Source organism: Streptomyces shaanxiensis, from assembly GCF_039537145.1.
GTDB lineage: Bacteria > Actinomycetota > Actinomycetes > Streptomycetales > Streptomycetaceae > Streptomyces > Streptomyces shaanxiensis.
The window spans coordinates 221,160-239,359 of record NZ_BAAAZY010000010.1 but is presented as its reverse complement, the minus strand read 5'-3'; the positions used below and the strand labels follow the sequence as shown (position 1 = coordinate 239,359).

Annotated in this window: 15 protein-coding genes and 1 riboswitch; of the genes, 9 read left to right on the top strand and 6 right to left on the bottom strand. The window is 71.3% G+C overall.

The genetic code is table 11. The features are described from left to right. Positions 1 to 5 precede the first annotated feature (5 nt). Both ABD932_RS15135 and ABD932_RS15130 read right to left on the bottom strand, forming a co-directional pair. Complete coding sequence (locus ABD932_RS15135) at positions 6 to 1,310, bottom strand: M20/M25/M40 family metallo-hydrolase (RefSeq protein ID WP_345012796.1); 1,305 nt, start codon at positions 1,308 to 1,310, stop codon at positions 6 to 8. Next, on the bottom strand, positions 1,303 to 2,136 hold the full coding sequence (locus ABD932_RS15130) for a M55 family metallopeptidase (RefSeq protein ID WP_345012794.1): 834 nt from the start codon (positions 2,134 to 2,136) through the stop codon (positions 1,303 to 1,305). The genes ABD932_RS15135 and ABD932_RS15130 overlap by 8 nt, the downstream gene beginning before the upstream one ends. Before the next feature lie 100 nt (positions 2,137 to 2,236). Further along, a riboswitch (cobalamin riboswitch) is annotated at positions 2,237 to 2,420 on the top strand. A 30-nt stretch (positions 2,421 to 2,450) separates the two neighbouring features. Between ABD932_RS15130 and ABD932_RS15125 the strand changes: the two genes are divergently transcribed. From ABD932_RS15125 to ABD932_RS15095, 7 genes are all read left to right on the top strand, one after another. Continuing rightward, the gene (locus tag ABD932_RS15125; protein ID WP_345012792.1) at positions 2,451 to 3,152 is read left to right on the top strand and encodes an energy-coupling factor ABC transporter permease; all 702 of its coding nucleotides are present in this window, start codon (positions 2,451 to 2,453) and stop codon (positions 3,150 to 3,152) included. Next, positions 3,149 to 3,508, top strand: coding sequence for an energy-coupling factor ABC transporter substrate-binding protein (locus ABD932_RS15120; RefSeq protein WP_345012789.1), 360 nt, complete (start codon positions 3,149 to 3,151; stop codon positions 3,506 to 3,508). The genes ABD932_RS15125 and ABD932_RS15120 overlap by 4 nt, the downstream gene beginning before the upstream one ends. A 6-nt stretch (positions 3,509 to 3,514) precedes the next feature. Next, positions 3,515 to 4,264, top strand: a complete 750-nt coding sequence (gene cbiQ / locus ABD932_RS15115) for a cobalt ECF transporter T component CbiQ (protein WP_345012787.1) — start codon at positions 3,515 to 3,517, stop codon at positions 4,262 to 4,264. Beyond that, entirely contained in the window at positions 4,261 to 5,127 is an 867-nt protein-coding gene (locus tag ABD932_RS15110; protein ID WP_345012785.1) for an energy-coupling factor ABC transporter ATP-binding protein, read from the top strand. Before cbiQ ends, ABD932_RS15110 begins: the two co-directional genes overlap by 4 nt. Before the next feature lie 150 nt (positions 5,128 to 5,277). Next, positions 5,278 to 6,705, top strand: a complete 1,428-nt coding sequence (gene rox, locus ABD932_RS15105; RefSeq protein ID WP_345012783.1) for a rifampin monooxygenase — start codon at positions 5,278 to 5,280, stop codon at positions 6,703 to 6,705. A gap of 133 nt (positions 6,706 to 6,838) precedes the next feature. Beyond that, entirely contained in the window at positions 6,839 to 8,359 is a 1,521-nt protein-coding gene (locus ABD932_RS15100) for an APC family permease (RefSeq protein WP_345012781.1), read from the top strand. A gap of 2 nt (positions 8,360 to 8,361) precedes the next feature. Next, on the top strand, positions 8,362 to 8,778 hold the full coding sequence (locus ABD932_RS15095) for a universal stress protein (RefSeq protein WP_345012779.1): 417 nt from the start codon (positions 8,362 to 8,364) through the stop codon (positions 8,776 to 8,778). A gap of 95 nt (positions 8,779 to 8,873) precedes the next feature. Here ABD932_RS15095 and ABD932_RS15090 read toward each other — a convergent pair whose 3' ends face one another. After that, on the bottom strand, positions 8,874 to 10,136 hold the full coding sequence (locus ABD932_RS15090; RefSeq protein ID WP_345012777.1) for a DUF418 domain-containing protein: 1,263 nt from the start codon (positions 10,134 to 10,136) through the stop codon (positions 8,874 to 8,876). A 317-nt stretch (positions 10,137 to 10,453) separates the two neighbouring features. Here ABD932_RS15090 and ABD932_RS15085 point away from each other — a divergent pair, with 317 nt between their 5' ends. After that, positions 10,454 to 12,241: an ABC transporter ATP-binding protein gene (locus tag ABD932_RS15085; RefSeq protein WP_345012775.1), complete on the top strand. Its 1,788-nt coding sequence runs from the start codon at positions 10,454 to 10,456 to the stop codon at positions 12,239 to 12,241. A gap of 520 nt (positions 12,242 to 12,761) precedes the next feature. On the opposite strand, the gene ABD932_RS15080 is transcribed toward ABD932_RS15085, so the two are convergent. The 3 genes from ABD932_RS15080 to ABD932_RS15070 form a co-directional block, all read right to left on the bottom strand. Beyond that, entirely contained in the window at positions 12,762 to 13,874 is a 1,113-nt protein-coding gene (locus tag ABD932_RS15080; RefSeq protein WP_345012773.1) for a sensor histidine kinase, read from the bottom strand. Continuing rightward, positions 13,871 to 14,566 carry a response regulator gene (locus ABD932_RS15075; protein WP_030043109.1) on the bottom strand — a complete coding sequence of 232 codons (696 nt, stop codon included), beginning with the start codon at positions 14,564 to 14,566 and terminating at the stop codon, positions 13,871 to 13,873. The genes ABD932_RS15080 and ABD932_RS15075 overlap by 4 nt, the downstream gene beginning before the upstream one ends. Before the next feature lie 529 nt (positions 14,567 to 15,095). Beyond that, positions 15,096 to 16,607, bottom strand: a complete 1,512-nt coding sequence (locus tag ABD932_RS15070; RefSeq protein WP_345012769.1) for a short-chain fatty acyl-CoA regulator family protein — start codon at positions 16,605 to 16,607, stop codon at positions 15,096 to 15,098. 269 nt (positions 16,608 to 16,876) lie between these two features. Between ABD932_RS15070 and aceA the strand changes: the two genes are divergently transcribed. Then, positions 16,877 to 18,160, top strand: coding sequence for an isocitrate lyase (gene aceA, locus ABD932_RS15065; RefSeq protein WP_345012767.1), 1,284 nt, complete (start codon positions 16,877 to 16,879; stop codon positions 18,158 to 18,160). The last annotated feature ends 40 nt before the right edge of the window (positions 18,161 to 18,200 follow it).

The following is an 18,200-nucleotide window of genomic DNA, read 5'->3' as shown; positions in this document are numbered from 1 at the left end:
CTCTCCTAGGCCGTGCGCAGAAAACGGTCGAGAACGCGGACGCCGAAGTGCAGTGCCTCGATGGGCACCCGCTCGTCGACGCCGTGGAACATGGCCCCGTAGTCGTAGCCCTCCGGCAGCCTCAGCGGCGAGAAGCCGTAGCCGGTGATGCCGAGCCGGGAGAACTGCTTGGCGTCCGTGCCGCCCGGCATGCAGTACGGCACCACGATCCCCTCGGGCGCGAACTCCTCGACGGCGGCCCGCATACGGGCGTACGTCGGCGAGTCCACCGGCGACTGGAGGGCCACCTCGTGGTGGTGGAACTCCCAGTCCACGTCCGGCCCGGTGAGTTCATCGATGGTCGCGCGGAACTCGTCCTCGAAGCCAGGCAGATACCGGCCGTCGACGTATGCCACGGCCTCCCCCGGGATCACGTTGATCTTGTAACCGGCTTCCAGCATGGTCGGGTTGGCGCTGTTGCGGACGGTCGCCTCGACCAGCTTGGCCGCGGGGCCGAGCTTCTCCAGCAGGCCGTCCACGTCGTCCAGGCCGGCGTCGAGGCCGTACAGCGCGGCGAGTTCGGTCAGGGCGGCGCGGACCGTCGGCGTCAGCCGCAGCGGCCACTCGTGGGCGCCGATCCGCGTGACGGCCGCGGCGAGGCGGGTCACCGCGTTCTCCCGGTTGGGCCGGGAGCCGTGCGCGGCCCGCCCGTGTGCCGTGAGCTTGAGCCAGCCGGTGCCGCGTTCCCCGGCCGCGAGGGGGTAGATCTGCCGCCCGCCGCCGTCGTGGAAGGTGAACGCGCCGGACTCGCTGATGCCCTCGGTGCAGCCCTCGAACAGCCCGGCGTGCCGGTCCGCGAGGAACCCGGAGCCGTCCTCGGCGCTTGCCTCCTCGTCGGCGGTGAACGCGATCACGACGTCCCGGCGGGGCCGGACGCCCTCGCGGGCCCAGGCCCGGACGACGGCCAGGATCATCGCGTCCATGTTCTTCATGTCGACCGCGCCCCGGCCCCACACGACCCCGTCGCGGATCTCCCCGGAGAAGGGGTGCACGCTCCACTCGTCGGCCTGGGCGGGCACCACGTCCAGGTGACCGTGGACGAGCAGCGCGTCCGCCGACGGGTCGGTGCCCTCGATGCGGGCGACGACGTTCGTACGGCCCTCGGTGCGCTCCAGCAGGGTGGGTTCCAGACCCGCCTCGGCCAGCCGTGCGGCGGCGTACTCGGCGGCGGGGCGCTCCCGGCAGTCACCGCCACCCCGGTTGGTGGTGTCGATGCGGATGAGGTCGGAGGTGAACGTCACGACCTCGTCCAGCGCCTGCCCGTCAGCCATACTGCTCCTCCACCGCGGCCGAGACGATCGTGGTGACCGCCTTGAAGGTACGGATTCCCTCGTACATGCGCTCGCTGGTGTACGCCACCTTTCGCTCCCCGATCCGGTCGACGCCGGGGACCACGGTGGCGGCCATCGCGAGATGCTCGGCGTCGAACTCGACGGCCACGGTGAACGGACCGGCGCTCACCGGCTGCTGACGGACCGCCAGCGCGGCCGCCTCCTTGGCCGCGGCACGGATGTCGGCGGCGGTCCTGGCCGGCGTTCGGCACACGGCCGCGTACCGCGACACATGGTCCTTGACGGCGACCTTCAGCGCCTCGGGCGCGTACCCGAGCGCGTCCTCGCAGGCCACGTCGTCGCCGGTGACGAGGACGACGGGGACGCCGTACTCGGCGACGACGTGCGCGTTCAGCAGCCCCTCGCTCGCCCGTACGTCGTTCAGCCACACCCCTGTGATCTGGTTCGCGAGGTAGGTGTGCGCGAGGACACCCTCCATCCCGGCGCCCGCGTGGTAACCGACGAAGGCGATGCCGTCCACGTCGCCGTGCTGCACGCCCTCGACCATGGACAGCGCCTTGTGCCGGCCGGTGAGCATCTCGGCCCGCTCGTCGAGCCGTTCGAGCAGCAGATTGCGCATGCTCCAGTGGGCCTCGTTGATGAGGACGGAGTCGGCGCCCCCGTCGAAGAAGCCCAGCACGGCGGCGTCGACGTCCGAGGTGAACATCCCCCGGCACCGCTCCCACTGCGGCGTCCCCGGCAGCACGTCGCCCGGCCAGGTCACGCCGGTGGCGCCCTCCATGTCGGCGCTGATGAGGATCTTCATGTTCCGTCACGTTACGCGCCGACGAGGGAACCCGCCATGAAGGGGACGAACGCCACTTTCACGCCCCCCAGGCGCGCTTGTCAGCCACCCTGTGCGGGCACTACTGTCACCACGCCTTGGTGAACGGGAAATCCGGTGTGATGCCGGTGCGGCCCTCGCCACTGTGAATCGGGAAGTCCGGCTCCAGCCCTCACGGGCAGCCACTGGGTCCTAGGACCCGGGAAGGCGGAGCACGGGCGGTGGTACCCGTCAGCCAGGAGACCGGCCAAGGCGCGTCAACCATCCACGAGGTGCTGGAGAGGGTCTGCTGAGCCATGCACATAGCCGAGGGTTTCCTCCCGCCGGCGCACGCGGTCGCCTGGGGCGTCGCGTCCGCGCCGTTCGTAGTCCACGGAGTCCGGTCACTCACCCGTGAGGTCAGGGAGCACCCGGAGAGCACACTGCTCCTCGGCGCCTCCGGAGCCTTCACCTTCGTCCTGTCCGCGCTGAAGCTGCCCTCGGTGACCGGCAGCTGCTCGCATCCCACCGGCACGGGGCTCGGCGCCATCCTGTTCCGGCCACCGATCATGGCGGTCCTGGGCACCATCACCCTGCTCTTCCAGGCGCTGCTGCTCGCGCACGGCGGTCTGACCACGCTCGGCGCCAACGTCTTCTCGATGGCGATCGTCGGCCCCTGGGCCGGATACGCGATCTACAAACTGCTGCGCCGCTACGACGTGCCGCTGATGGTCGCCGTCTTCTTCGGGGCGTTCCTCGCCGACCTGTCCACCTACTGCGTCACCAGCGTCCAGCTGGCGCTCGCCTTCCCCGACCCGAGCAGCGGATTCCTGGGCGCGCTCGGCAAGTTCGGGTCCATCTTCGCCATCACCCAGATCCCGCTCGCGGTCAGCGAGGGACTGCTCACGGTGCTCGTGATGCGGCTGCTGGTGCAGTCCAGCAAGGGGGAACTGACCCGGCTGGGCGTGCTCCTCACCAAGAAGCAGTCCGCGACCCAGACCGAGGCGGTGGCCCGATGAGCAAGAACACGAAGATCAACGTCCTGCTGCTGCTCGTCGTGGCCGCCCTCGCCGTGCTGCCGCTGGCCCTGGGCCTCGGCGACCACAAGGAGGAGCCGTTCACGGGCGCCGACGGCGAGGCGGAGACGGCGATCACCGAGATCAAGCCGGACTACGAGCCCTGGTTCTCGCCGCTGTACGAGCCGCCGTCGGGTGAGATCGAGTCGGCCCTGTTCTCCCTCCAGGCAGCGCTCGGCGCCGGTGTCCTCGCCTACTACTTCGGGCTGCACCGCGGGCGGCGGCAGGGAGAACAGCGGGCGCTCGCCCAGCGGGAGACCGAGGCCACACCGGACGAGTCCCCCGCCGAACGGGCCTGAGCCCGCGTGCTGCCGATCGACGCGGCGGCGCACAGCAGTCGCTGGCGCCGCCGTCACCCCGTGGACAAGGCCGTGCTCGGGCTCGGCCTCACCGTGCTCGCCGTCTCGCTGCCGCCCTGGCCGGGAGCCGCGCTGATCCTGGTCACCGCCCTGACCGTGCTCCTGGGTCCGGCGGGCGTGCCCGCGCGGCGGCTGTGGCGTGCCTACCGTGTGCCGTTGGGCTTCTGCGTGACCGGTGCGCTGACTCTGCTCGTCCAGGTCGGCGGGCCCGAGGGCTTCGTGTCCCTCGCCGAGGACGGCGGGCTGCGGGCCGGAGAGCTGCTGCTGCGCACCTCGGCCGCCTCGCTCGGGGTGCTGCTGTTCGCGTTCACCACCCCGATGTCCGACCTGCTGCCCCGTCTGGTGAAGGCCGGGGTGCCCGCGCCCGTCGTGGACGTCGCCCTGGTCACGTATCGCATGAGCTTCCTGCTGCTGGACTCCGTCCGCCGCATCCGGGAGGCACAGGCAGCCCGGCTCGGGCACACCGACCGGGCCGCGGAGTGGCGTTCACTGGCCGGCCTCGGCGCCACCGCCTTCATACGGGCCTTCGACCGGGCCACCCGGCTCCAGGCCGGGCTCGCCGGGCGCGGCTACGACGGCACCCTGCGCGTCCTGGTGCCCGAGGCCCGCGTCTCCGTCCGCTTCACGGCCGCTAGTTGCGCCCTCCTCGCAGCGCTGGCCGCCCTCACCCTCGTACTGGAAAGGGCCCTGCCATGAGCGAGCCCACCGCCCTGGTCGCCCTGCGGGGCGCGTCCTACGCCTACGAGGACGGGCCCCTCGTCCTCAGCGACCTCGACTTCGACGTGCACGAGGGGCGCGCGCTTGCGCTGCTCGGGCGCAACGGCACCGGCAAGACCACGCTGATGCGGCTGCTCAGTGGCGGTCTGCGCCCGGACTCCGGCCGGCTGACGGTGGAGGGTGAGCGGGTCGCGTACGACCGCAAGGGGCTGACCCGGCTGCGGACGACCGTCCAGCTGGTGGTGCAGGACCCCGACGACCAGCTCTTCGCCGCGTCCGTCGCCCAGGACGTCTCCTTCGGCCCGCTGAACCTGGGCCTGCCCGACGCCGAGGTACGGGCGCGGGTCGACGAGGCGCTCGCCGCCCTGGACATCACGGCGCTGGCCGACCGGCCCACGCACCTGCTGTCGTACGGCCAGCGCAAGCGCACCGCCATCGCCGGCGCCGTGGCGATGCGGCCCCGTGTGCTGATCCTGGACGAGCCGACCGCCGGGCTCGACCCCGACGGCCAGGAACGCCTGCTCGCCACCCTCGGCGGGCTGCGCGCGTCCGGCACCACGGTCGTGATGGCCACCCACGACGTCGACCTGGCCCTGCGCTGGGCCGACGAGACGGCCCTCCTCACCCCGTCCGGGGTACGCACCGGCCCCGCGGCCACGATGCTGTCCCGCACCGAACTCCTCCGGCAGGCGGGGCTGCGGTTGCCGTGGGGCATCGCGGCAACACAACTGCTGCGCGCGCACGGGCTGTTGGAGGACACGGCACCCGGTCCACGCGACGCGGAGGAACTGGCCGCACTGGCGGCGGCCCACGCCGCTCCCGCGATGCCTGCCGACGGCTGACACATCGACAGTCTTCGGCAGACGTCCGCAAAAAGGGAAAGGCAAGGAGGTCACCGACTCCTTGCCACTCTCAACATATAGCGCACTGGGGGCCTTGCGGCAAGGCCCTGCTCGTACTGCAGAATCTCCGCTCGACGACAGGGGGTTCTGATGATCGACGTGATCGTTGCCGGTGGCGGACCGACCGGTTTGATGCTGGCCTGCGAGCTTCGGCTGCATGGTGTGCAGGTGGTCGTGCTGGAGAAGGAGGCGGAGCCGACCAAGGTGGTCCGCGCGCTCGGTCTGCATGTGCGCAGCATCGAAGTCATGGCCCAGCGCGGTCTGCTGGAGCAGTTCCTCGCGCATGGCCGGCAGATCGCGGTGGGCGGGTTCTTCGCCGGCATCACCAAGGGATGGCCCGACCGGCTGGACACCGCGCACTCGTACGTCCTCGGCATCCCGCAGCCCGTTGTCGATCGCCTGCTCGCCGAGCGCGCCACTGAGCTCGGGGCCGAGATCCGGCGCGGCTGCGAACTGATCGGGCTGAGCCAGGACGACGAGGGAGTGAGTGTCGAGCTGGCCGACGGCACCCGGCTGCGCTCGCGCCACCTCGTCGGCTGCGACGGCGGTCGCAGTACGGTGCGCAAGCTGCTCGGCGTCGGGTTCCCCGGCGAGCCGAGCAGGGTCGAGACGCTGATCGGCGAGATGGCGGTGGCCGAGGAGCCGGAGACGGTGGCGGCCGTGGTCGCCGAAGTCCGCAAGACCCACAAGCGGTTCGGTCTGGTGCCGTTCGGGGAGGGAGTGTTCCGCGTCGTCGTGCCCGCCGAGGGGGTGGCCGAGGACCGCACGCTCGCGCCGACCCTCGACGAGGTCAAGCAGCAGCTGCGGAACGTCGCCGGCACCGACTTCGGCGTGCACTCACCGCGCTGGCTGTCCCGCTTCGGCGACGCCACCCGGCAGGCGGAGCGCTACCGGGTCGACCGGGTGCTGCTGGCGGGCGACGCGGCGCACATCCACCCGCCGACCGGCGGGCAGGGCCTCAACCTGGGCATCCAGGACGCGTTCAACCTCGGCTGGAAGCTGGCCGCCGAGGTGAACGGCTGGGCACCGGGAGGGCTGCTGGACAGCTACCACACCGAGCGGCACCCGGTGGCCGCCGACGTGCTGGACAACACACGCGCGCAGATGCAGCTGATGTCCACCGAGCCGGGTCCCCAGGCCGTGCGCCGACTGGTGTCGGAGCTGATGGACTTCGACGAGGTGAACCGGTATCTGATCGAGAAGATCACGGCGATCGGGGTCCGCTACGACTTCGGTGAGGGACACCGACTGCTCGGCAGGCGGCTGCGGGACGTGGAGCTGAAGCGGGGACACCTCTACGCGCTGATGCACGGCGGGCGCGGGCTGCTGCTCGACCAGACCGGCCGGCTCTCGGTGGCGGGCTGGACGGACCGGGTCGACCACGTCGTCGACGTCAGCGAGGAGCTGGACGTCCCCGCGGTGCTGCTGCGGCCGGACGGCCATGTGGCGTGGGTGGGCGAGGACCAGGAGGAGCTGCTCGGCACGCTGCCGCGGTGGTTCGGCGCCGCGACGGGCTGAGCCCGCGGCTGTGAGCGGCCGTCCGTCGTGGGGTGGGCACACGGGTGATACACCCCGCGACCGGACGGCAAAGCCCCGGCAGATCCCATGCCTCCCTGTTTGATGAGGTCACCCACGACCGAAGCGAGGGAGCATGGCCGACGGCACCACGGACACCCGCCCGCCCGACGGGCTGAAGGCCAACGCGATCGGGTTCGTCGACGCGCTCGTCATCGGTCTGAACGCCACCTCGCCCGCGTACTCGCTGGCCGCGGCGATCGGCCCGGTCGTGGCCCTCGTGGGTGTCTACGCGCCCGGCGTCATGCTCGCGTCGTTCGTGCCGATGCTGCTGATCGCGTCGGCGTTCTACTACCTCAACAGGGTCGACCAGGACTGCGGGACGACCTTCTCGTGGGTCACCCGGGCGATGGGTCCGTGGGCGGGGTGGCTCGGCGGTTGGGCCATCACGATGACCGGGGTCCTGGTGGTCGGTTCGCTGGCGGACGTCGCGGTGACGTTCGCCCTGCTGGCCTTCGGGCTCGACAGCTGGGTCGAGAACGAGTTCGTGCGCCAACTGCTCACGGTGCTGCTCATCCTGGTGATGACGGCCGTGTGCGTCATCGGCACGGAGGTTTCGGCCCGGGTGCAGAACATCCTCATCCTGGCGCAGGTCGTCTGCCTGATCGCGTTCGCCGTGGTGGCGCTGTACCGGGTCTACGCCGACACCGGCACGCTCGACTCCACCGACCCGTCGATCAGCTGGCTGGACCCGTTCGGGGCCGGAGGCGCCGAGCTGACCGCGGGCCTGCTGCTGGGCGTGTTCATCTACTGGGGCTGGGAGTCGGCGGTCAACCTCACCGAGGAGGTCGAGGACTCCGCCACCGCCCCCGGCAAGGCGGCCGTATGGTCGACGGTCATCCTGCTGGTGACCTATGTGTCGGTCGCCTACGCCGTCGTGGCCTACGCCGGACCGGCGTTCCTGGCCGAGAACGCCGAGGAGGAGGAGTTCATCTTCGCCCTGCTCGCCGACGAGGCGATGGGCGGCTGGGACTGGGTCGTGCTGCTGGCGGTCTCGACCTCCGGCCTGGCATCGACGCAGACGACGATCATCCCCGCCTCCCGCACGGCGCTGTCCATGGCACGCCGGCACGCGCTGCCGGACCACTTCGCCCACATCCACTCCCGGTTCCGCACCCCCGACGTGAGTACGTGGTGGGTCGCCGGCATCGCCATCGCCTGGTACCTGGTCGTTCGCCAGATCAGCGAGAACGCCCTCTTCGACTCGCTGACCGCGCTGTCCCTGCTGATCGCGTTCTACTACGCGCTCACGGGCATCGCGTGCGCGGTCTACTACCGCCGCCACCTCACCGAGAGCCTGCACCACTTCGTCCTCATCGGCCTCGGCCCCCTGGTCGGCGCCGGACTGCTGGTCTGGCTGCTGGTCGAGTCGGTCGGCGACATGTCCGACCCCGCGAACTCCTACAGCGGTGTCTCGTGGTTCGGGCTCGGTCCGCCGCTGGTCATCGGCATCGGTATCGCCCTCGTGGGTGTGGTCCTCATGGTCGTGTGGCGCCTGATGGCTCCTGTCTTCTGGTCGGAGCGGCCAGAGGTCGCCGACCCCGATCTCGTCCACGGCCAGGACCACGGCCACGGCCACGGCGACAAGGAGCGCTGAACATGTCGGTCGTTCTCGGATACGACGAGTCCCCCGGCGCGGTCCGCGCACTGCGCGTCGCCATCGAGGTATCGGCCGCGTTCGGTGAGCCGCTGGTGCTGGTCTACGGCGCCGCGGCACCGGGCTCCGTCGGTGAGGAGTACGCGGCTCACCGCGATGCCCTCCACGAGGCCGGACGCGCCGCGCTCGGTCACGCGGTCGAGGCCGCCGAGGAGGCCGGCGTGCGGACCACCGTGGAGATCATCGACGCGAAACCCGCCGAGGCGCTGATCAACGCCGCGGCACGCCATGCGGCGAGATGCATCGTGGTCGGCAGCTGGGGCGAGAGCCCTCTTCGCGGTGCCCTGCTGGGCTCCACGCCGCACAAACTGCTCCACCTGTCGCCCACCCCGGTGCTGTGCGTGCCCACGGAGTCCTGACCCGGATGGGCGTTGGGTCGGCAGTGCGGCAGATGCTGGATCCATGAGCGGCCCGGCCGGGGTGGAGTGTGGAGGTTCACACCCCGGCCCGGGTCTCATCGGATGTGCTTCGCCGGCTTGGTGGCGGCGTTGAGCAGGTACTCCAGGGGGCCGCGGCGGAAGAAGCGGGACCAGATCGCGGCGAACAGGATGGCTCCGAGGACGTACATGATCAGGGGCAGCCAGGACTGCTGGGTGCCGGTTCCGGCGGGCGTGGACAGTGCGGACTGTGCGAGGAAGTGGCCGACGTAGGCGGTCAGGGACATGGTGCCCACGGCAATGACCGGCTTGGCCAGGCGGCGCAGTCGCGGCAGACGGTCCATCGCCACCGTCGCGCCCACGATCACGAGGATCGCGATTCCGACGCTGCCGATGATGTCGAACGTGGTGCCGCTGTGCGGCCCGGCCTTCAGGAGAAACGACGCGGGCATGTCGGGGAACGACCCTGCGTCAGTGGGCATCGACCCGCTGCCGGTGGGCATCGACCCGGAGCCGCCGGACGACGGCCCGTCTTCCGCGAGGCTCCGCAACGCGCCCTTGCCGGCGAGCAGCAGGGACATGCCGTAGGCGGCCGCGGTGAGGGTGGCGCCGAGCGCGGCCAGGCGCTTCTGGATGGTGCCGCAGGAGAGGTCGAGGCGGCCCAGCGCCATGCCCGCGATGACGAACGACATCCAGGTGAGCGCCGGGTAGAAGCCGGTGAGCAGCAGATCGAGGACGCCGACCTCGCTGAGGTGGCGGAGCGGGTCGTAGGTGTTGATGCTCTGCTGGACCGACGGGGTCAGCAGCGAGGTGAGGACGAACGCCAGCTGCGGTGTGACGAGGGCGAACGCGGCCGCGATGATCGCGAGGGTCCTGGCGCTCAGTCGCACCAGGGGCAGGGCGAGGAGGAAGTAGACGCCGTAGAAGCCGAGGATGATCACGCCCCCGTACTCCATCGCCATCACGGTGCCCAGCGCCAGCAGGATCACGGCGCGGATCGCGATGCGGGCCCTCGCCTGCCGGCCCGCCAGGCCGGTCTTGGGCTCGCGGCGGCCGGCGAGCAGCATCAGGGAGAACCCGGCGAGGGTGGCGAACAGGACCGACGAGTGGCCGTCCGACATGTATCGGATCCAGCTGGCGACGCCAGTCGTGGCGGACAGCGGGGGGCCGATGTGCACGACGTACATGCCGAACACCGCCAGCGCGCGGGCCAGGTCCACCCCGACGAGGCGTCCCATCGAAGGACCGGGCGAGGCCGGGGAATCGGGGGAGGTCTGGGGCGGCGGAGGCGAGTTCTCCTGCGGAGCTGACGTCTCCTGCGGCGGCTGTGTCTGTGTCATGGGGCGAATCTCGCGTGGGAGTCCGGGGGCGGACCATCCGGCAGTCTTCGGGCTCTCCCCCGCCGATCGGCGGGTACCGCCCTGCCGATCGGCGGAGTCTCGTCCTGACCGGTCGGTCCGGTGCGACCGGACGGGCGGTGTTGTTCAGCCACTTGGCGGGGGTGGACCCGACGGTTGCCGGATGGGCGCGTGGCGGCCGGGCTTGAAGGCTGCAGGCATGACAGACCGCGCCGACACAAGGAGCGCGAGGACTGCCCCGGCACTTCGGCCCGCGTACCGGGTTGTGACGCCGCGACACCGCAGAAGAAGGGAACTTCGTGAACACCGCATCCGCTCCGATGACGGATGAGCCGTCCCTGTCCGCCCGGGAGACGATCAAGGCACTGGGCGCGTATGTGCGGCCGCACCGGTGGGCGGTCGCCCTCGGTCTGTTGTGCGCCCTGGTCGGGGCCGCCGGGGGACTGCTGCAGCCGCTGGCCACGAAGGCGCTGGTGGACCGGCTGGCCTCCGGCGAGACCATCGCCGGGATCCTGATCGCGCTCACCGTGCTGGTGGTGCTGGGCACGGCGGTCGAGGCGTTCGGCGCGTACGTGCTGGAGCGGACGGCGGAGTCGGTGGTCCTGGCCGCGCGACGCACCCTTGTGGGGCGGCTGTTGCGGTTGCGGATCTCGGAGTGGGAGCGGATCCCGCCGGGTGATCTGATGTCCCGGGTCACTTCGGACACGACGCTGCTGCGGGCGGTCAGCACCCACGCGGTCGTCTCCGCGGCCACCGGCGCGGTGGCCTTCGTCGCGGCGGTCGTGGTGATGGCGTTCCTGGACGTCGTGCTGCTGGGTGTGACGCTCGGTGTGATCGTGTTGGTCGGTGGGGCCGCCGCGTTGGTGATGCCACAGATCGCGCGGGCCACCGAGCGGTCGCAGGAGGCGGTCGGGGAGATCTCCGTCGGATTGGAGCGGTCTCTCGGGGCGTTTCGCACGGTGAAGGCGTCCGGTGCCGAGGAGCGGGAGACCGCCCGGGTGGAGGCGGCGGCACGGCGGGCCTGGCGGCACGGTGTGAAGAGCGCGAAGTGGGAGGCCGTGGCCGGCTCGGCCGACGAACTCGCCGTACAGCTGGCCTTCCTCGCGGTGCTCGCCGTCGGCGGGGCGCGGGTGGCGTCCGGGGAGATCCCCGTGTCCACCCTCATCGCCTTCCTGCTGTACCTCTTCTATCTGATCGAGCCGGTGTCCAAGCTGGTCGACGCCGTGACCTCCTACCAGGAGGGGGCGGCCGCGATCTCCCGCATCGCGGCCGTGGAACGCCTCTCGACGGAATCGCCCGCTCGGCAGGCGGACGCCCTGCCCCGGCAGGGGACAGCCGCGCCGGGTCCGGCGTCGGTCCGTTTCGAGGACGTGTCCTTCCGCTACCGCCCGGGCCTGCCGTACACCCACCAGCAGGTGAGTTTCGAGGTGCCCGGTGCCGGGATGACGGCCTTCGTCGGTCCTTCCGGCGCGGGCAAGTCGACGGTCTTCGCGCTCATCGAGCGGTTCTACGAAGCCACCGGCGGCCGGGTCCTGGTGGACGGCGAGGACGTACGGGACTGGTGCCTCGGCGAGCTGCGGTCCGCCATCGGGTACGTGGAGCAGGACGCTCCGGTACTGGCCGGCACGCTACGGGAGAACCTGGTCTTCGCGGCGCCCGGCGCGACGGACGACGCCCTCCGCGACGTCCTGGCCCGCACGAAGCTCGACACCCTCGTCGAGCGTCTGCCTCACGGCCTGGACACCCCGGTCGGCCACCGCGGCTCGAAGCTGTCGGGCGGTGAGCGGCAGCGCATCGCCATCGCCCGCGCCGTACTGCGCAAGCCCCGCCTGCTGCTGTTGGACGAGGCGACCTCGCAACTCGACGCCGTCAACGAGCTCGCGCTGCGGGACGTCATCGCGGACGTGGCCCGGGAGACCACTGTGCTGGTGGTGGCCCACCGCCTGTCGACGGTGACAGGCGCCGACCGGATCGTCGTCATGGACGCCGGCCGGGTCCGGGCCGTGGGCACCCATGAGGAACTGGTGGACCAGGACCGGCTGTACGCGCGGCTGGCGGCCACCCAGCTCCTGGCCCCCGCGCGGTGACCCACCACACGCGGGGTTGTCCGGTCGTCCACTGCCCCAGTCCCGGCCGGACAACCTCACGCACCGACACCCAAGGGAACCAAGACCGCGAAAGTCCCCCTATGCGCACCGAGTCGGCCATCCGTTGCAGACGTGGGCTATGGGACTGGCTGACCCAGCCGACTGCGCTGTTCGGCGGCGTGTACGGGCTCCTGGTGTCGAGGGGAGTGGTGCGCGCGGTCCTCGCCGAATGGCCGCTGGTAGTAGCGGCGTTGCCCACCACACTGCTGCTGTGGGGGGGCGGGCCTTGGCTGGTGGCACTCCACAGGCATCGAGTACGTCGCCTTCGGAATCAACACCGTCCTGCTCCTGGGCTGGGGCCTGCGGGATCCTCAACGGGCTGACGCGGCACCGGACACGCTCAGGATGGGGAGCTGGACAAGAGGCAAGCCGGCGGAGCACGGTCCAGGGGCGTCGCCGCCCGCTGCCGGCCGAGGCTCACGTGTGAGCCGCGTGAGCCGCAAGCCGACAGAACAGCATGTCAGTCCGCGCTCAGGGGAACCCACAGCCGCACCCGGTAGCCGCCCTGAGCAGTCGGGCCCGCGTCCAGAGTGCCGTGCAGGATCTCGGCCCGTTCCCGCAGGCCGACCAAGCCCTGCTGCGAACCGGGCAAGGAGAGGGAGGGGCGCGTGGGAGGGGTGTTGGTGACGGTCACTCCGATACCGTCCCCGTCCTGCCACAGCTCGACGCGAGCATTGGCGCCGGGGGCGTGCTTGCGGACGTTGGTCAGCGCCTCCTGAACCGTGCGGTAAAGGGCGCGTTGGGCGGGTGTGCCCACGGTGGGCGGCAGCTCACCCGTCAGCTCCGTGTGAGTGCCGCTGGATTCGACCAGTTTGCGCAGGTCGGCCAAGGTGGGCTGCGGCGTCAGCTCGGTGGATTTGCCGCCGGAGGCACGCAGCAGCGTGACCATGGTGCGCAGCTCGTCGAGGGTGGTGACGCTCAGCGAACGGATCGTGCGGGCGGCCTCCTTGGCGTCCGCGTCCTTGGCGGCGACCTGCAACGCCCCGGCCCGTACGGCGATCAGGCTGACCTGGTGGGAGACCACGTCGTGCATCTCGCGGGCCAGCTGGGCGCGTTCACGGGCGAGCACGGCCTGGGCGTGCAGGGTCCGCTCGTGCTCCCTGGCCTCCTCGACCTCGGCCAGCCGCCGCGCCAGGTCCCGTCGTGCCTGGAGAAGCTGTCCGAACAGGACCGGGGCGACGCTGGTTGCCAGGCTGTACACGAAGAAAACCAGCGTCATGGTCCGGTACTCCGCGGCCAGGGGCCACGGAGTACTGCTCGCGACGGCGGCCAGGACGACGCACACCGCGAGGAGACGGCGGTTGCGGGAGCGTTCGGCCAGCGTGAACAGCGCCGCGAGCACAGCGACGGCGACATCCTGCATCAGCGCGATGGGCAGGGTGAGCAGGAAGACGCCGAGTGGGAACCTGCGCCGGAACGCCAACGCGGCGCAGCCGACCGCGGCCAGCGTGACCTCAAGACGCGTGTGCTCCCACATGTCCACCACCAGCACATCCACGGCCGCCACCGCCACCAGGACGATGTCGACGACCGGCGCGGGAACCCGCTGCCACACGGCACGTGCACGGCTCATCGGCCGGCCTCCGACCGCGGGCGCTCGTCGAGCAGCCCGGCCCGCTGCGCCAGCAGCGCGGCCTGCACCCGGCTCGTCACCCGCAGCTTCGTGAGGATCGCGCTGACGTGGTCCTTCACCGTGCCCGCCCCCAGATGGATGCGCGCCCCGATGTCGGCGTTCGACAGTCCCTCCGCCACCAGGACGAGGACGTCGCGCTCCCGCGCGGTGAGCAGCCGGACCCGCGCGGCCTCCTCGTCGACGGCCGCCTCGGTGCCGGGGTGGCTGTGCAGCAGCGTCCGCGACGCCTTGGGCGACAGCACCACACCGCCCGCGACCAGGGTCCGCACCAGGTGGGCAAGCTGCTCCGGCTCCGTGTCCTTGAGCAGGAAGCCGGCCGCGCCGGAGTTCAGCGCGGTCAGGATGTACTCGTCGGCGTCGAACGTGGTCAGCATCGCCACCACCGGCGGATCCGGCATCGTCCGCAGCTCGCGCAGGACGGTGAGCCCGTCGACGTCCGGCATCCGGATGTCCAGCAGCACCACGTCCGGCCGCTCCCGCCGGACGGCCTCCACCGCGTGGCCGCCGCTCGCGGTCGCGACGACCTCGATGTCCTCGGACGCGCCCAGAATGAGTTCGAAGCCCGAGCGGACCAGTGCCTCGTCGTCGACCACCACTACCCGGATCACGCGCTCCGCCTCACCTTCGTTCATGCCGTCCGGCCCATGTCGACTAGACCCTAAAGCCACGTAGAGCTCTTGCGGCCCGGCGAGCGGCAGCTCCAGCCACACGGCGGGGTAGCACCCACCACTCGGCAGGGACACGGCAGCCTTCTGCCGGATAGTCCATGATCGGCCCGACGGGCAGGGATCGGCGGCGGGCGAGCATGCCTCTCTTGAGGGGTGTGCGGCCGCCGCCGAGCCCTGCCGGTTCTGGTGCCAGGTCCCGTCGGTAGAACCAAGCCCGCCCGCTCGTGCACACCGGATCACGTCACGCATGACCCGCCCAGTCCGGACCGTCCCGCCATGTCTGTCGGTCCTTTCCGGACCGTATCCGGTACGGGCCGTTTTCGCGTCCCAGCTCGGACCGCACCCCATTCGGGCGGCCCCCGTACCCAGCGGCCGACCGGGCAGAGCCGCCTACTCGAAGGTCCCTGGGCAGCACTTCTGAATCCTCGCGTCCAACCAGCGTCCAGAATCCGGCCCAAGGACTCGTACACGCCACCCGCGGGAACCTGCCCGGTCATCCGGGCCCGTCGTGCTCCACCGGATAGGGCACGAACGTACTGCTGTTCTGGTCGATCCGCAGTGGACGCCCGAGCGGTGGTGCGGCCCGCTGGGGGCAGTCGAGGCGCTCGCAGACCCGGCAGCCCATGCCGATCGGGGTGGCCGCGGAGGCGTTGGCGAGGTCCAGGCCCTCGGAGTAGACGAGGCGATGGGCGTGGCGGACCTCGCAGCCCAGCCCGATGGCGTACGTCCGGCCGGGCTCGCCCCAGCCGCCGCGGTGCCGGGTGACCGCGCGGGCCGTCCACAAGTACCGCTGCCCGTCCGGCATTTCGGCGATCTGGACGTGGATCCGGCCGGGCGCCGCGAACGCCTCGTAGACGTTCCACAGCGGGCAGGTGCCGCCCGCCCGGGAGAAGTGGAACCCGGTGGCCGACTGCCGCTTGGACATGTTCCCGGCCCGGTCCACCCGCACGAAGGAGAAGGGCACACCGCGCAGCCGGGGCCGCTGCAGGGTGCTCAGGCGGTGGCAGACGGTCTCGTAGCCGAGGCCGTAGCGGTCGGTGAGGCGGTCGATGTCGTAGCGCACCTCCTCGGCCGCCGTGTGGAAGGCGGTGTACGGCAGGATCAGCGCGGCGGCGAAGTAGTGGGCGATGCCGATGCGGGCCAGGGCGTGGGCGGTCGAGCCGGGCGGGAAGTCCTCGGCGGCCTGGCGGTCGAGGTCGTCGCCGTATTCGAGCAGGGCCAGTTGGGTCGCCATGCGGAAGGCTCTCTGGCCGGGGCGCAGGCGGGTGGACAGGTGGAGGGTGCGGGTCGTCGCGTCGTAGTGGTGGAGGCGGGCGTCGGCGTCCTGGGGGTGCGGGCGGGCGCCGGTGTCGTGGGGGTCGGGTCGGGCGCCCGCGTCGCGGGGGTGCGGTCGGAGTCCGGCGGGGTGGAGGTGGTCGCCGGTTCCGGTGGCGAGGCGGACGTCGTGGGCGTCGGCCAGTCTCGTCGCGAGGGCGCCGACGACCTCGCCCGGGCGGATGCCGATCTCGCCGGCGAGGCGTTCGGCCGCGAGGTCGGTCTCGTGCAGGTAGTTCTGGCGACGGTAGAAGAAGTCCCGGATCTCCTCGTGCGGTGAGGACGCGGAGCCCGGATCGCCTTCGCGGCCGTCCGCCGCTCCGGCGAGCCGCTCGGACAACCGCTGGTTACGGCGGCCCAGTTCGAGCAGGACCTGTGCCACGGCGGGCATACGCGAGGCCAGTTCGGCCAGGTCGGACAGCGCCACCCGGGATTCGGCGAGCTCCCCCGCGAGCGCCTCGCGCAGGTCGGCGACCAGGCGCGTCGTGTCGCGCTCGGAGAAGAAGCCGGGGTCGACGCCGAAGGCCTCGGTCAGGCGCAGCAGGACCGGGACGGTGAGCGGGCGGGAGTCGTGCTCCATCTGGTTCAGATAGCTGGGCGAGATGCCGAGGACGCGGGCCAGCTCGGCCTGGCTCATCCGGCGTTCCTCGCGCAGCCGCCGCAGGCGGGGCCCCGCGTACGTCTTGCTCACCGCGTGCTCCTCCTGTCCGGGTGCCGATCAGCGTACGCGAACCGATCCGCCGCGCACCCTTCGCAAAGTTGGCAAAAGGCGGGCGGAAGATTCGCAGAAGTTGGCAAGCGGCCATGGTTGATGGCACTCAGTGCCAGTGCCAGAGTTTCGGTGCAGCCCGCCGAACACCGGCGATTACCGGCAAACACCGCCACGCTCCCCCTGGGTGGCGGGCGGGCCGCGCCCACAGGCAGACACGCAGTGCCATCTCTGAGGAGACGATGACAGTCATGGCAGAAGCGAGCACGCAGGCGGCCGAGGAACTCGCCCGGCGCTGGGCCACCGACCCGCGCTGGCAGGGCATCGAGCGCACGTACACCGCCGAGGACGTCGTACGGCTCTCCGGCAGCGTCCGCGAGGAGCACACCCTGGCCCGGCGCGGCGCCGAGCGGCTGTGGCGGCAACTCCATGAGCGGGACTACGTCCACGCCCTCGGGGCGCTCACCGGCGGCCAGGCCGTCCAGCAGGTCAAGGCCGGGCTCCAGGCCATCTACCTGTCCGGCTGGCAGGTCGCCGCCGACGCCAACCAGGCCGGGCACACCTACCCCGACCAGAGCCTGTACCCGGCCAACTCCGTTCCCCAGGTGGTCCGTCGGATCAACAACGCGCTGCTGCGCGCCGACCAGATCGCCACCGCCGAGGGCGCGGGTGACACCACGGACTGGCTCGCGCCGATCGTCGCCGACGCCGAGGCCGGGTTCGGCGGCCCGCTGAACGCCTTCGAGCTGACCAAGGCGATGATCGCGGCGGGGGCCGCCGGCATCCACTACGAGGACCAGCTCGCCTCGGAGAAGAAGTGCGGTCACCTCGGCGGCAAGGTCCTGGTGCCGACCTCGCAGCACATCCGGACCCTCAACGCGGCCCGGCTCGCGGCCGACATCGCCGATGTGCCGACGGTGGTCATCGCCCGTACGGACGCCCTCGCCGCCAACCTGCTGACCAGTGATGTCGACGAGCGCGACGCCGAGTTCGTCACCGGCGAGCGGACGGCCGAGGGCTTCTACCGGGTGCGGAACGGGATGGCGCCGGTGATCGCCCGGGGCCTTGCGTACGCGCCCTACGCCGACCTCATCTGGGTCGAGACCGGGACGCCGGATCTCGCGCAGGCGCGGGAGTTCGCCGAGGCGATCCATGCCGAGCATCCGGACCAGATGCTGGCGTACAACTGCTCGCCGTCCTTCAACTGGAAGGCCGCGCTGGACGACGACCAGATCGCCAAGTTCCAGCGGGAGTTGGGGGCGATGGGGTATCGGTTCCAGTTCATCACGCTGGCCGGGTTCCACTCCCTGAACCACGGCATGTTCGACCTTGCGCGTGGCTATGCCGAGCACGGGATGACCGCGTATGTCGATCTGCAGGAGCGGGAGTTCGCCGCGCAGGCGCAGGGGTTCACTGCGGTGCGGCATCAGCGGGAGGTTGGTACAGGGTACTTCGACCTGGTGTCGACCGCTGTCAACCCCGCCTCCTCGACGACCGCGCTCGCCGGGTCCACCGAGGAAGAGCAGTTCCACTAGGTCCGGTTCGTTGTCTGCGGGTGCGTGGGGGCTGATCGCG

What these genes read in the sequence shown, in the direction of transcription:
- ABD932_RS15125 (WP_345012792.1), top strand. Translation starts at nt 2,451, where the DNA reads ATGCACATAGCCGAGGGTTTCCTCCCGCCGGCGCACGCGGTCGCCTGG.
- ABD932_RS15130 (WP_345012794.1), bottom strand. Translation starts at nt 2,136, where the DNA reads ATGAAGATCCTCATCAGCGCCGACATGGAGGGCGCCACCGGCGTGACC.
- ABD932_RS15090 (WP_345012777.1), bottom strand. Translation starts at nt 10,136, where the DNA reads ATGACACAGACACAGCCGCCGCAGGAGACGTCAGCTCCGCAGGAGAAC.
- ABD932_RS15100 (WP_345012781.1), top strand. Translation starts at nt 6,839, where the DNA reads ATGGCCGACGGCACCACGGACACCCGCCCGCCCGACGGGCTGAAGGCC.
- aceA (WP_345012767.1), top strand. Translation starts at nt 16,877, where the DNA reads ATGGCAGAAGCGAGCACGCAGGCGGCCGAGGAACTCGCCCGGCGCTGG.
- ABD932_RS15110 (WP_345012785.1), top strand. Translation starts at nt 4,261, where the DNA reads ATGAGCGAGCCCACCGCCCTGGTCGCCCTGCGGGGCGCGTCCTACGCC.
- rox (WP_345012783.1), top strand. Translation starts at nt 5,278, where the DNA reads ATGATCGACGTGATCGTTGCCGGTGGCGGACCGACCGGTTTGATGCTG.
- ABD932_RS15135 (WP_345012796.1), bottom strand. Translation starts at nt 1,310, where the DNA reads ATGGCTGACGGGCAGGCGCTGGACGAGGTCGTGACGTTCACCTCCGAC.
- ABD932_RS15075 (WP_030043109.1), bottom strand. Translation starts at nt 14,566, where the DNA reads ATGAACGAAGGTGAGGCGGAGCGCGTGATCCGGGTAGTGGTGGTCGAC.
- ABD932_RS15095 (WP_345012779.1), top strand. Translation starts at nt 8,362, where the DNA reads ATGTCGGTCGTTCTCGGATACGACGAGTCCCCCGGCGCGGTCCGCGCA.
- ABD932_RS15080 (WP_345012773.1), bottom strand. Translation starts at nt 13,874, where the DNA reads ATGAGCCGTGCACGTGCCGTGTGGCAGCGGGTTCCCGCGCCGGTCGTC.
- ABD932_RS15120 (WP_345012789.1), top strand. Translation starts at nt 3,149, where the DNA reads ATGAGCAAGAACACGAAGATCAACGTCCTGCTGCTGCTCGTCGTGGCC.